Origin of the sequence: Labilibaculum sp. K2S, from assembly GCF_030372765.1 — a bacterium.
GTDB lineage: Bacteria > Bacteroidota > Bacteroidia > Bacteroidales > Marinifilaceae > Labilibaculum.
Window position 1 is genome coordinate 35,310 of the sequence record NZ_JAUCMW010000022.1, and the last position, 14,026, is coordinate 49,335.

Here is a 14,026-nt window from a genome sequence, read left to right on the forward strand (position 1 = left end):
CGTACTGGTATTTCCTGATCCGTCTGTATAAGTCCAAACTACAGTTTTTGATGCTGTAATTGGAAACGTTTCTGAATGTGTTCCGCTGATTGCACCGTCACAGTTATCTGTCGCTGTTGGTGCTGTTAAACTTGTTACTTCACACTGGGCTGTAACATCTGATAAACTTGCTGCATCAGCTACAGGCTTAGTAGTATCGTTAATCACTACATTTTGAGTCTGTGTACTGGTATTTCCTGATCCGTCGGTATAAGTCCAGGTTACTATGGTTGAAGAAGTAATTGGCAGTGTTGTTGTATGAGTTCCTGTTAATACCCCGTCACAGTTATCGGTTGCTGTTGGTGCTGTTAAACTTGTTACTTCACACTGGGCTGTCACATCTGATAAACTTACTGCATCAGCTACAGGCTTAGTAGTATCGTTAATCACTACATTTTGAGTCTGTGTACTGGTATTTCCTGATCCGTCTGTATAAGTCCAAACTACAGTTTTTGATGCTGTAATCGGGAACGTTTCTGAATGTGTTCCTGTTAATACCCCGTCACAGTTATCTGTCGCTGTTGGTGCTATTAAACTTGTTACTTCACACTGAGCAGTAACATCTGATAAACTTGCTGCATCAGCTACTGGATCTATAACATCTTCAACCGTTACTGTTGCATTACATGTTCCAACATTAGAAGATTCATCAGTTACAGTTAAAACAACTGTATTTGCACCTAAATCAGCACATGTGAAGTCTGTAACATCTAAAGATAAAGTTAAAGAAGCAACTGCAGTACAATTATCGGTACTCCCATTATCAATTTGAGCAGGAGTTATACTTGCATTACCAGAAGCATCTAGTTGTATTGTAATATTCTGACATACTGCGACAGGGTCAATTAAATCCTCTACTGTTACTGTACTTTTACTATCAAGCTCTACTCCACATGTAGAAACTAAATTTTCTGCGTATACATTATATACAGTAGTTACTACCGGATTAACATCAAATGTAATATTCCCGCCGGTACCTGCAACAGCAACTCCGACATTACTATCATCACTATCTAAACGTAATTGATAATTGACTCCAGATTCACTGTTAGTAAGAGTTATTGTAGCTGTTCCTCCAGGACAAACAGAAGGATTATTAAGTGTAAGACTTTGATCCGGTAAATTACTTACGGTAACAGTCAGATCCATATTAGCAGAAACACACGAACTAGCTGTTTCTTCATACGCTCTAACCAGATAATCTCCTGCAGTAACATTCCACAATATTCCGATTAAACTTTCACCAGAAACGATCATCTCACTATACTGAAACCCAGGTGTCACCAAATCCTGATCAATAACAGGAGAGCCACCTTTATAAACAACACCTCCTTCAACAGACCAATAAATTGTAGATCCAGCATTTCCTTCAACTTTATATTGATTCAACTCACCAGCACACACATCTTCCGTAGAAGATAATACTGTCTGAGCATAAAGATCAACTTTTGCCAAAGTAATCAGAATAACCAGTATGAAAATTTTTATGTGTAAAAGTTTCGTCAAGCGTTCTGTTTTAAAGTGGAATTTATATATAGGGAGACAAAATAAATCATTTTTTTCTTATAACTAATCACTGATACGGCAATTGTTAAAAAGTGTTGTGTTTTATTTATAATAAACAGCTTATTATTTGTTTAATTTTTCAACAACAAGCTGCAAAACACAGATTTAAGCATTGTTTTATGCAGTTTATTTTTGTTTAACCTAAAAATATCTTTCATTAATCAAGGTTTTAACACCGCTAATCTAATTTTATAAAAATTAGGTTCTACACCATTCTTAATCCAATATCTACCTCACACTATTTATTTGCAATTTAAATAACATCGCAATATTAATATCTATTCGTGATATATTCCCTTAGGGGCAGGTTCAGCCCCAATAATGTAACTTCCAACTTCGGTGCATGATTTAGAATCAGTTACTGTAACAGAATAATTACCTGAATTAAGTCCTGTTGCGTTGGATGAATTCAAGCTTCCATCATGACTCCACGAATAATTATAAAGCGGACTAGAACCAAAAGGTGTTCCTCCAGATACATCTACATTTAATAAACCATTACTCCCATCTGAACAAAGATTGCTTGATGCGTTAAGAGACACAACGGGATGTGGATTTACTAATACCCCAGATATATGCTCCGTATTTTTACAACCATTCGATTTTGTAACTGTTAATGAAAAATCTTTAGCACTTAAAACCGCAGTATTATAAATTGCAGTTGTATTCGCCGAAGTTGGGCTGGCAATACCTGCAACAGGAATCCAGGAATAAGAATCACCACCACCTCCATTTAAAATAGTTGAAGACAATCCAATCACCTCTCCACTACAATAGTCTGTTTTATCTGAAGCTATTGTAAAATGTGAATTTTCATTCACCGTAAGAATCATAGAATCTGTATCAATACAGGAAGCTGTTGCCGAATTAGACTCTTTAACTGTTAGCGTATAAGTATAGACCCCAAACGGAATATCATCAGCTACAGTAGGATTTGAAGAATTTACATTACTCAAATACGTTAATCCAGATGCAGGAGAACAAGACCATTCGTAATAGATACCTCCACTACCGTTTAACTGAACAGTTGCGCCTTCGCAAATTTGTTTAGATGGTCCGGCTTCCGCGGCGATAGGAGTTACTGATGGAATAGTCACATCAAAATCTTCAGAACTACAAGCAAATCTATCTTGAACCGTGACTGTATAAACAGTTCCTACCGGCGGATTATTTAGTGTAAAAACATTGTCATCCTGAAAAGCTCCTCCATCTAAGCTATATTGATAATCTGCCGGATTCAAACCATTTTTCAAATCAACTGTTATTGTAGCAACAGGCGTAGCACCCATACAAGAAACCAAACTCGTTGGAGAAGCTTGTATTTCGGGTACATCAATAATAGTCACAACCTTTTCATAGTAATCCGGTGCTGAACAGGGACAACTTTTTAGAAAAGAGAGACGCAACTCTTCATCGCCTTCAATTCCCGTATCAGATAATGCTTTGTAGTAATAAACGACCTCAGCAATTCCTGCAGGTATAGTAACCGAACTTGGCAACTTACCATCTCCAATCTGATTTCCCAACTGATCTACATAAATATAATCAACACCATTTTCGGCAGTTCCTGAAATATTTAAATCAAATTTCATTTCTCCATCTAAATTTTCTAACCGAACAAATTTGATATAACTATTACTACAACCTTCATACATAATATCAACATCATTCTCAATGCCTATTCCATTTTGAATCACAACTTCGTTAGATTTAAAACTTTCAGCCTCAAGAAATACTGCAGAATTATATTTATCATCCGCAACATCTGCAATTATCAATCGGATATGATAGGTTTGACAAGGAAGAACATCAGCATTAGCAGTCAACACAGTAGTCCGTCCATCAAACTGGGTTGCAAATCCTCCCGCACCATCTACATAATAAGCTGGATCACCACAACCACTATTATTAACATTGTTAATTGATACAAAATTCGAACTCCCTGGAAGTAAGGCAATATTCTTTCCTCCATTTAAAAATGGTCCTGAAATTCCCGGTCCACTTATAATAAATCCAAAAACATCATTGTATGATCCGCAGGCATATTCAGGATATTCCTCAGAAGCAAATATATACCTGAACTCAAGCTTATCACCAGCTGGAATAAAATCAAATTCCAAAATCTGAACATCATTTGGGCTGCCAGTCAATCTGGTAACATCTGCATCAACGGTTGCACCTCCAATATTTGAACTTACACCGGTACTATTATTTGGACCTTCAGCAGACTGAACATTTCCTGTTGAAAGTATAATTCCGGATGAAAGAGGAAAATCTGAAGTTCCTGCATTAAAATATCCTATTCCTCGATTTACATCCCCTCCGTATGTTACATTATCTGCAACCAAACAACCATTCACTAAAACATTCTGAACTAACTCATTAGGAGAATAACCATTTTCAGGACTTTGTCGGTCAACCTGTATGGGATCTGTCGAGGGCAGATCATCATCAACAATAGTAATCATCACCATCTGAGTCCCATTTTCAGTTCCTCCCGTAACATTAGAAATACTAACATTCAAACTTTCATTCCCTTCAACGTCTGCATCATCAACAGAACTTAACGTTACACTGCCAGTTAAATTCCCCTTCAGTATTTTAATCTGAGGTTTAGATATTGAATAATCTGAAGCTGAAGCAACACCAGACATAGCGAGGTCAACCAAAACATCAGTAGAAGCAACTCCACTTAATGTGGCTGTAAGGAAGGCCTTTCCACCATTCTCATTGATTGAATTTACATCAACGGACAGACTAACCTCAGGTATAAAAGCCTGAACAGTCACTTTTACATTAAAGCTTGTAGAATTTCCACCAGCATCTTCAACTGTAAGCACTACAGTATTAACTCCAATATCTGCACTTGAGAAACTTGATTTACTCAGACTTCTAGACGTCACCCCACAGGCATCAATAAAACCCGGATCTACATCTATTGCATTTAGAGTGGCAGCACCCGATTCATTAAGTACCAATGTAATTTCGACAGTTGTATTATCAGTAATAGATGATTTGGAGAACACCTCACGTGCTATTTCTGCATCAGCGGACTCCCATTCTAGTTCAATAACTGCTCCCCCTCCATTTTCAAAATATTCCAGAGTGATTGTATGTTCTCCTTTGGATAAATTCTTAGTACCACTATTAACGGTTGGCCCATGATTTGTCCAGTTATTAATAACATTCGAACCATCAATAACTAAACGTACTCCATCATCTGAATTTGTATAAAAAGTATAATCTCCAGTTTCAGGAACAACAAAACTTCCACTATATCGAATTGAAAAATTATCATTTCCAAGAAGAGCTGTATTTGGAGAGCCATTACCCCAATTAGTATTAATCTCTGTCACAGATTCTGAGTACTTCAGTTCATCAAAAGCTACTCCATTATAATATTCTGCAATTAAATTCAATAAAGATGGAGCTAGATTATCTTCAATTGTAACATTCGCAGTGCAATTTGATTGATTCCCATCTTCATCTTCAACAGTAAGGGTTACCGTATTAACACCTAAGTTCGAACAATCAAAAGTACTTTTATCCAAGCTCAATAGTAAATCGGCACTAGCTGTCTCAACATCATTACTTCCATTATTTATATTTGCTGGAGTTACATTTGCATTTCCAGAGGCATCAAGCTGAACTGTGTAACTTTTACATATTGCAACCGGGCTGGCTCCACTCGCAATTACATTCAAGGTGTAGTCTTCCAATTCTCCCCAAGTTGTATTCTCGCATGGTGTAGCTGTATCCAAATAATTAACTCTTATTCGCATTGTTGTAGTTCCAACCACGGCACCAAAAGGCGGAGTAACTATTACGGTAAAAACATCATCACCACTTTCCGATGCAATGGTCTCTCCTGCATCTTCAAAATCGCCATCTTGATTCCAATCCACCCAAACCCCATATGTATCATTATCATAACGACCATTGGTGACCGTCAACAAATTATCAGTCCCAATTTTAACATCGGTCGACTGAGAGTTTGTATAATCGCTGTACCCATCAGAACCACTATTATTATTAATATCACCAATAAGCACGTTACTAATATATTCATTATTTCCCCATTGGTAGTTAGACACAGATGGTATACAAAATGCCTCACTTTCATCGATAACCAGAATTTCGGCTACCCAACCTGAATTAGTCGACCATCTATTATCGGAATAAAAATAAAATGTAATTGAATTCCCACTGGAAGTGATTATCGAAGGCAGGTTATATCCACAATAAGTACCAATCTGAGTAGAACCAGTATTATTTCCATCATATGCACTTAAAGCATCATTATTACAATTATTGCTATCTTCAACCTTAAAATCAGCAAAAACAACGCGAATAGCAGTACCTGGTGCGGAACTAAAAGTAACAACTCCAGATTCTCTTCTACTGTAATTAGAATAAGCTCCTCCACTATCGTAAAATAACTCTCCCCCAACTACAGTTTGCGATACAGTCCCACTCCGAGACATAATAATTTGCGCCAACAAAGGTGAGTTTATTGCAAAAAAGACAAATAGAAGTAACGAAATTTTTATGTAGAAATATTTTCTAAAATGCATATATTTAAAATTGTTAAATATAGATATATCACTGTTAGAGAGCTCAAAAATAATTAATTATTCTTAATTAATGCTAGTACGATGAAAAAGAAATTTTGTTTAATCTTTAGTAAAAACCAAATTCCCCCTATCAATTTACTCATGATAAATCCCCACTGAATTTGGACTTTGATAAATTACAATAATCGCCGTATTTGTAAGGTTCGCTTCACATACAGCACTCACTGCTTTAATGTTGATCAAATTATTGCCAACAGAAAAACCTAATGTAGGTATATTAATACTAATATCAGCACCATTACCTGTAACAGAACTCCCAATTTGGACTCCTCCTTTATAAGCGGAATACACAACACCACTTTCGCTTCCTTGTATAGTAAGTTGCGCACCATCACCAATACACTTCGTATCGCCAACAACAGACAAGCTAATATCCGGTCCACCAGTTACAATAACGTCTATTACACATTCGGAAGAATTACCATTTACATCGACCACCGTAAAAGTTACTGAATTGCTTCCAGCATCATCACAAGTAAAAATACTTTTACTCAAACTTCTGGAAGCTATACCACATTCATCTGAATAGCCGGAATCAACCTCATCTACGGTTAAATTATAGGAGCCCCCGGTTGCACTAAGATCCAATGTAATATCCTGACAAGTCCCAGCACTATTACTTTTTACAAATTGTCGAGAAACACCTGGCCCCTGCCATTCCAATTTAATAACTGCTCCTCCACCTTGCTCATAAAACTCGAGCACGATTGGAACAATTTGTCCTGCAGATAAAGATATCGTACCTGAATTAACAGTAGGACTATGATTTGTCCAATTATTAACAACCTGCAGCCCTGCAGCCCATAAACGTACTCCATCATCAGAAGTAGTATAAAATGTATAGGTTCCTGCCTGAACAGCCTGAATATTGCCTTGAAAGCGAATTGAAAAATTATCATTTCCTACCAGCGAAGATTCTGGTGCACCAGATCCCCATGAATAATTTATTTCATCAACAGGTAAAGTTTCCTTAAACGTATCGAAATTTTTCCCATCATAATAATCTGCCTGCAATTGCGATATTTTTGGAGAAGTAACATCAACAACAGTTACAGTAAAACTATGCGTTGAGGTATTCCCAGAATTATCGGTTGCAAGAAATGTATTAACCGTAGTACCTACTGGAAACAAAGAACCAGATGGCAAACCACCCGTCTGGGTGACTAACGCACCTTCAAATTCAACAACATAACGCTTCCAATAAGCATCTGGAATATCATTCCACGTACCAGAATTATACATTTGAGTGTAATCCTCATTTCCAGAATTATTAGGTTCTCCACTGTTCCAGTTCGTATAGTTAACAGCCTCTCCATTACACCAAACAAATGTTCCTTCATTCGTAGCATCAGTTAAACCAATCCATATCTCTCCAACTTTACTATCTATAAAATCATTCTCGGCTTGACTGGTAATTGTAACTAAATGCCCTCCGCTATTAATGGCATTTTGCATTGCTGTAGTGGCTTTTTCACTAGTATTTGAATAGTAATAAGTATGATTATACAGTTCTCCTAAATAGGTGTATCCAGAAAGAGTTCCTGAAAAAGCAGGAAAATTATCAGTAGCTTGAGGAAATAGATAATCAACAATCTCCCCACACAAATCTCCCGATGCATTTACTGTAATATCGCCTTGAGGATTTTGAAAAACAGGATCTTCTGTATCTGGAGCCAATAGCGTACCCTTAATTTTAAAATTATCCAGATACACATACCTGTTATTACTAACATTAGAAGTAATCCTAATTTTCACACTGGAATTGTTATCAAATTCACTACTCAAAGCATATGATACTTGTTCCCATTGATTATAATGACAATTTTGTGTGAACAAGGTTCCTCCATAGCCGGCACCACTATCTGCTGAAAGTAACCATTGATGAGTATTATTGGTACTCCCATACCAAAATCCACCTTCCCACTCAATCTTAATATCCTTATAACCAACAGTTGAAATACTTAAATCAACCCTCTGACCATCAACATTAGTATAAAGAGAAGACAATAAATTCCCATAAGAACCAGAAAACCCTACATTATTACCCTTACTAAGATTTGGAGTACCAATAGCACCAGCCTCAGCGGACATATCATTATTAGTTTTAAACTGGTATTCTGCCAACGTTACTTCTTGTCCACAAACAATAGCAATTGAGAATGAAAAAATAAAAAATAAAAATGAAAATCTTATAAGTGTTTTATGAGTAGAATCTTGCATACGCTAAAATTTAAAGAAGTATCTGGAACACAAATAGTCAAAACCAAAAATAATTAATTATCCTTTAATTTATAGGGCATACGCAAAATTATCATTTTTGTTTAATTATATTTAAATTCTAACAATCAAAGTAAGTTCTTAAAATAAATTTTGCATGATTAATCCCAAATACAAATATATTTTTTTCGACCTAGACCGCACCCTTTGGGATTTCAATAAAAATTCCGAGGCAAGCCTAAATCTGCTCTTTAGAGATTACCAATTACAATCAAGCTTTGGAAGCTTTTTGTTTTTTAAATCACGCTACGAATATCATAACGGCAAATTGTGGAACGCCTATTATCAAAACAGAATAAAAAAAGAGGATTTGATGTACCGAAGATTTTACCTGACATTAAAAGAAGCAGGACTTGATGATCTTGATTTGGCAAAAGAAATTGCAAATGATTTTATCGAAATTAGTCCTTTACAAACGGCTACCTTCCCAAATGCGCATCAAATTCTTGAATATTTAAAAAACAAAGGATACCAATTGTATATTATTACCAATGGTTTTATTGAAGTTCAGACTAAGAAACTAAAAAACTCAAAACTAGACAGTTATTTCACAGAAGTAATAACTTCGGAAGATGCAGGAGCCAATAAACCAACCCAACAAATATTTGAATATGCATTTAACAGGACTGGTGCATTTGCAAAAAACAGCATAATGATCGGGGATGATCTTTCTACCGACATTGCCGGTGCAAAAAAAGTAGAAATGGATCAAATATACTTTAACCCACACAAAATCAATCACAAAGATGATCCAACATTCGAGATTAATGATTTATCTGAAATCAAAAGGATACTATAACATGCTAACCAACATATTTATATTACAATCTGCAATCAAATTTTAATGTTCTTCAACAATTCACAATAAAAAATCCCAATTTACAGATCAATAGTAAGTAAATATCATTTATATTTGCAGAGGTAATCAGCAAAACTTGATATGCAAACAAGTTTTGTTGCCAACATCAGTTTGTACCGTGACATTCATAAATACTTTTAAAGGGTTAGTGAAGTTACTAAGGTTAATAGATTACAAATGGTTAATAATATATTGAAACTGGTATATAACCGATGTTGAAATACGAAGGCTGCGTTTAGGGGACGCAGCCTTTTTTTTGCCCTAAATCGTGTGAAAAGTTTAAAGGATAAAAAACAAGGACAAAAAATAATAAGGAACATGAGCCAAAACCATTTGACTTTTGTACTATATGACTTTTCAAGACTCTTCTAAACTCTTCAAGATTTTTCGACCCTCCTTACGTTTTTCTCTTTTTCTTTTTGGCTGCCGGAAACAAAACATTATTCAGTATTAGGCGATAACCAGCCGAATTCTTTTTCAAATTAAGATCGGTAGGCGGATCTCCAACTAAATGCTGGTAATCTTCGGGATCATGTCCTCCATAAAATGTCCAGGTTCCCTTTCCTAAATTTCCATGAATGTATCGTGCTTCACCAGCTGCTTTATTTTCTCCCATCACAAGCACACTTGGCTTAATCAAATCCAATTTAAAAGCTGTGGTTTGTCCCATAAATCCTTTTATCAAATTCTTGTGATTTTGACACAACATAGTTGGTACAGGATCCCATTTAGCAGAAAACTCGAACAAGGAAAAATAGTCTTCCTCCTGCCTTAACTTTCTTGTTAAAGTCACGTCAATATCCGAAAACTCATATACATTAGGATTTTTTTCAAGCGTAAAATTCTGAAAGGCAAATGTCTTTGAAAAATCCAGATGAGACTGAACATCTGGTTCCATAGGATCTCCATCGAACACAGCATCACAAATATCATGTTCTCCTGATGCCAGTGCTATATCAAAAGTATCGGTGGCAGAACACATTGCAAATAAAAATCCCCCGGCCTCAACAAAATTTCTTATTTTAACAGATATTGCTTTTTTTAAATCGGAAACTTTCGAAAAACCATATCGGTTAGCCATCTCCATATTGGACTGTACCTCATCTTTATACCATTTCATATTTCGATATGAGGTGTAAAATTTCCCAAACTGCCCTGTAAAATCTTCATGATGCAAATGCAGCCAATCATATTTCGACAACTTTCCGGTCATCACCTCATCATCATAAATAATATCGTAAGGAATTTCGGCATAACTAAGTGCCAGGGTAACTGCATCATCCCAAGGTTTCTTTCCTTTCGGCGAATAAACTGCAATCAAAGGTGGTTTTTCCAGCTTAACGGCATCCATATTAAGTTCATCGCTTGATATTTCATTCAATATTTGCTGAGCTGAAACATCGCTGAGAACAGAAAAACTGACACCGCGAATCTGACACTCATCCTGAATTTCTTTCTGAAAAGGAAGCAAAAAAGATCCTCCGCGATAATTCAACAGCCAATGAATCTCATAATCCTTTTCGAGAGTCCAAAAAGCAATACCATAGGCTTTAAGATGATTCTTCTGAGTATCATCCATCTGAATTAATAAACTTGCAGAAAAGGATGCGTATGCAGGTAAGGCGAAAAACAGTAAAAGAACTATTTTTCGAAAAAATATTTTCAGGAACAATCTATCCTCTATCATAAAAACAAAATAATAAATTCTATTTGAGAAGACGTTTCATAAGGTCATTAAAATGGTGCAGCATCATCAAAATCACTTCCCCCACCAAATCCTGCACTAAAATCATCAAAACCAGAAGATTCCTGATTCATGCTGGAACTGAATGTTTTCACATCCTCCAAACCCGGCGTAGCGAATGGGTTTAATGATTCACCTTCCAAATCGGTAAATCGTGCCAACTGATTGCGGAAACGAAGCTGTATTTCACCTACAGCACCATTACGGTGTTTCGCAATAATAATATCGGCAATACCAATTAATGAATTTCCTTCAGCATCCTCAGTTATACCATATCTTTCCGGGCGGTGAATAAACAACACCATATCGGCATCCTGCTCAATCGCACCAGATTCACGTAAATCGGAAAGCATTGGTTTTTTTGCATCACCTGTTCTTTGTTCAACACCACGATTCAACTGAGAAAGAGCAATTACCGGAACATTTAATTCCTTTGCGATGATCTTTAATTGCCGCGATATTAAACTCACCTCCTGCTCACGGTTGCCACGCATATCAGAACCAGCTGTCATCAACTGCAAATAGTCAATCACAATACAACTAATATCATGTTTCGCCTTTAAACGGCGACATTTAGACCGCAACTCATAAATTGACAAACCAGGTGTGTCATCCACATATATTGGTGCTTCAATAAGATCTTTAATTTTAACATGCAATTGTTCCCATTCAAAATCTTCCAAACGACCGCTTCTCAACTTCTCAGAACCTAATTCTGTTTCACTTGAAATCAAACGTTTCACCAGCTGATCACCACCCATCTCGAGTGAGAAAATAGCTATTGGTGCTTTGTGATCAACCGCCATATTTCGGGCCATCGACAAAACAAATGCTGTTTTTCCCATAGATGGACGAGCCGCAATAATCACCAAATCGGATTTTTGCCATCCCGATGTAATTCGATCCAAAGCAGTAAAGCCGGAAGGAACACCACTTAAACCGTCGGTTCGTTTTCCTGCTTCCACAATTTGGTTGATTACCTCATCAGCCAGTGGACGAATATGCGAGGATTCTTTTTTGATATTTCCTTCTGCAATCTCAAAAACATCTTGTTGTGCCCTATCCAGTAAATCAGCAACGTCAACACTCTCATCAAAAGCCTGCGACTGAATTTCAGATGAAACCCGAATTAATTCGCGCTGAATAAATTTTTGAGCAATAATTCGTGCATGAAATTCGATGTGAGCAGCCGATGCAACCCTATTTGTAAGTTGGGTGATGTAAAAAGGCCCACCCACAGCATCCAAATTCCCATGTCGTTTCAACTCTTCAGTAACCGTTAAGATATCAACAGGTTCCTCGTTGATTGAAAGCGACAGTATGGCTTTATATATTTTTTGGTGTGCATCCTTATAAAAGGAATCAGCATTTAAAATGTCCCCAACCGAAATCATTGCATCTTTTTCAAGCATTAATGCTCCCAAAACAGCTTCCTCAAGCTCTAAAGCCTGCGGAGGAACTTTCCCATAATCAAGATCTACTTTATTCTTCGGTTGATTGTTATATTTATTTGCCCCAGCCATAAAATATTAAATTCTAACAGTTTACTTTTCCCTTAAAATCAGCACACTAAACGTTTTTCCAAGATTAAAAAAAGTTCTGAAAAAAATATAGAATGCAGAGTCAAAGATAGAAAATAAAAATACTACAAATTGATTTTTTTTGCTCTTATAAATCAAGTATTTTTACCATTCAATCATAAAACTTATTACTTGTGCTTCGCTTCCCAAATGCTAAAATCAATATCGGATTAAATATCGTTGAAAAAAGATCTGACGGATTTCACAACATCGAAACTGTATTTTATCCAATCCCTCTTACGGATGGTTTGGAAATTGCCGATTCGAACAATGAAACAATCTATAACCTTAGTTCATCAGGCATTCCGATAAAAATTGACGATAAGGATAACATTGTCTGCAAAGCGTTTGACTTGCTTTACAGGAAATACAATATCCCCTCAACCAATATTCATCTGCATAAAAACATTCCATTTGGTGCAGGATTAGGGGGAGGATCTTCAGATGCCGCCTTCATGATTAAAATGCTAAATGAGAAATATAAACTAGGACTTTCATTTGACGAGATGAAAAATCTGGCAGGGCAGCTTGGCAGCGACTGTCCTTTTTTTATTGCTAACAAACCTGTTTTCGCAGAAGGAAAAGGAGATGTTTTCTCAGAAGCACTTGTTGACCTTTCCGGATATTATATACTTCTGGTAAAACCAAATGTCCACATAAGCACACCCGAAGCTTATTCGAAAGTTAAACCTTCGCAACCTGTTAAATCATTAAAAAAACTTATTACAGAACCCATCCAAAACTGGAAAGACTTAATTGTTAATGATTTTGAAAACAGCATATTCCCTAATTATCCCCAATTAGAAAATATTAAAAAAGATTTATACAGCATGGGCGCAGTTTATGCTTCAATGTCAGGCAGTGGATCTTCATTATTCGGGATTTTTAAAGATGAACCTGAGTGCCCCGAAATATGGTATAAACATTTTTGCTGGAAAAGCAGATTATAAAAACCTTAAAATAGAATGAGCCTGCTCATAACGAACAGGCTCATTGTTATTTCAATTCAGAAAGATTACTCAATTTCCATCATTAATAATCTGTTGGGAACCTTTTCTCCTTCAGCCACATAAATCTTGGCAATTTTACCATCAAAAGGCATTTTAATCTGATTCTTCATCTTCATAGCTTCAAGAATCATAAGGTTTTCACCTTCTTTTACTTCCTGCCCTTCTTTAACTAAAATCTCAACAATTGTACCCGGAATGAATGAATTAATATGCTTAGGATTAGGTCTAACCCAAGGCTTTCTATTCTCAAACTTTTTGGTTAGTTCTGTTGTATAAACAGTCCCATCAACGTTGAATTCTTTTAAATTTTCCATGTC

General features: G+C 36.2%; 8 protein-coding genes. 2 read left to right on the top strand and 6 right to left on the bottom strand.

What is annotated here, in order from left to right:
• The 3 genes from QUH73_RS17845 to QUH73_RS17855 form a co-directional block, all read right to left on the bottom strand.
• Positions 1-1,545 (bottom strand): HYR-like domain-containing protein (locus QUH73_RS17845; protein WP_289531796.1); only part of this gene is annotated, 1,545 nt, incomplete at its 3' end.
• Between the two features lie 338 nt (positions 1,546-1,883).
• Positions 1,884-6,104, bottom strand: a complete 4,221-nt coding sequence (locus QUH73_RS17850) for a choice-of-anchor L domain-containing protein (protein WP_289531797.1) — start codon at positions 6,102-6,104, stop codon at positions 1,884-1,886.
• 210 nt (positions 6,105-6,314) lie between these two features.
• A complete protein-coding gene (locus QUH73_RS17855; RefSeq protein ID WP_289531798.1) occupies positions 6,315-8,459 on the bottom strand; it encodes a PA14 domain-containing protein in 2,145 nt (714 codons plus the stop codon).
• 154 nt (positions 8,460-8,613) lie between these two features.
• Between QUH73_RS17855 and QUH73_RS17860 the strand changes: the two genes are divergently transcribed.
• Positions 8,614-9,315 (top strand): YjjG family noncanonical pyrimidine nucleotidase, encoded by a 702-nt coding sequence (locus tag QUH73_RS17860; protein ID WP_289531799.1) that lies wholly within the window; start codon positions 8,614-8,616, stop codon positions 9,313-9,315.
• Positions 9,316-9,772: 457 nt separating this feature from the next.
• On the opposite strand, the gene QUH73_RS17865 is transcribed toward QUH73_RS17860, so the two are convergent.
• The gene (locus QUH73_RS17865; RefSeq protein WP_289531800.1) at positions 9,773-11,062 is read right to left on the bottom strand and encodes a hypothetical protein; all 1,290 of its coding nucleotides are present in this window, start codon (positions 11,060-11,062) and stop codon (positions 9,773-9,775) included.
• Positions 11,063-11,109: 47 nt separating this feature from the next.
• The gene (gene dnaB, locus QUH73_RS17870) at positions 11,110-12,642 is read right to left on the bottom strand and encodes a replicative DNA helicase (RefSeq protein WP_289531801.1); all 1,533 of its coding nucleotides are present in this window, start codon (positions 12,640-12,642) and stop codon (positions 11,110-11,112) included.
• A 191-nt stretch (positions 12,643-12,833) separates the two neighbouring features.
• Here dnaB and ispE point away from each other — a divergent pair, with 191 nt between their 5' ends.
• A complete protein-coding gene (gene ispE / locus QUH73_RS17875) occupies positions 12,834-13,649 on the top strand; it encodes a 4-(cytidine 5'-diphospho)-2-C-methyl-D-erythritol kinase (RefSeq protein ID WP_289531802.1) in 816 nt (271 codons plus the stop codon).
• Between the two features lie 65 nt (positions 13,650-13,714).
• Here ispE and QUH73_RS17880 read toward each other — a convergent pair whose 3' ends face one another.
• Positions 13,715-14,023: a biotin/lipoyl-containing protein gene (locus QUH73_RS17880; RefSeq protein WP_289531803.1), complete on the bottom strand. Its 309-nt coding sequence runs from the start codon at positions 14,021-14,023 to the stop codon at positions 13,715-13,717.
• Positions 14,024-14,026: the final 3 nt, after the last annotated feature.

Bases quoted from the DNA above. Each gene is read 5' to 3' on its own strand.
- QUH73_RS17855 (WP_289531798.1), bottom strand. From the start codon at position 8,459: ATGCAAGATTCTACTCATAAAACACTTATAAGATTTTCATTTTTATTT.
- QUH73_RS17860 (WP_289531799.1), top strand. From the start codon at position 8,614: ATGATTAATCCCAAATACAAATATATTTTTTTCGACCTAGACCGCACC.
- QUH73_RS17865 (WP_289531800.1), bottom strand. From the start codon at position 11,062: ATGATAGAGGATAGATTGTTCCTGAAAATATTTTTTCGAAAAATAGTT.
- dnaB (WP_289531801.1), bottom strand. From the start codon at position 12,642: ATGGCTGGGGCAAATAAATATAACAATCAACCGAAGAATAAAGTAGAT.
- QUH73_RS17880 (WP_289531803.1), bottom strand. From the start codon at position 14,023: ATGGAAAATTTAAAAGAATTCAACGTTGATGGGACTGTTTATACAACA.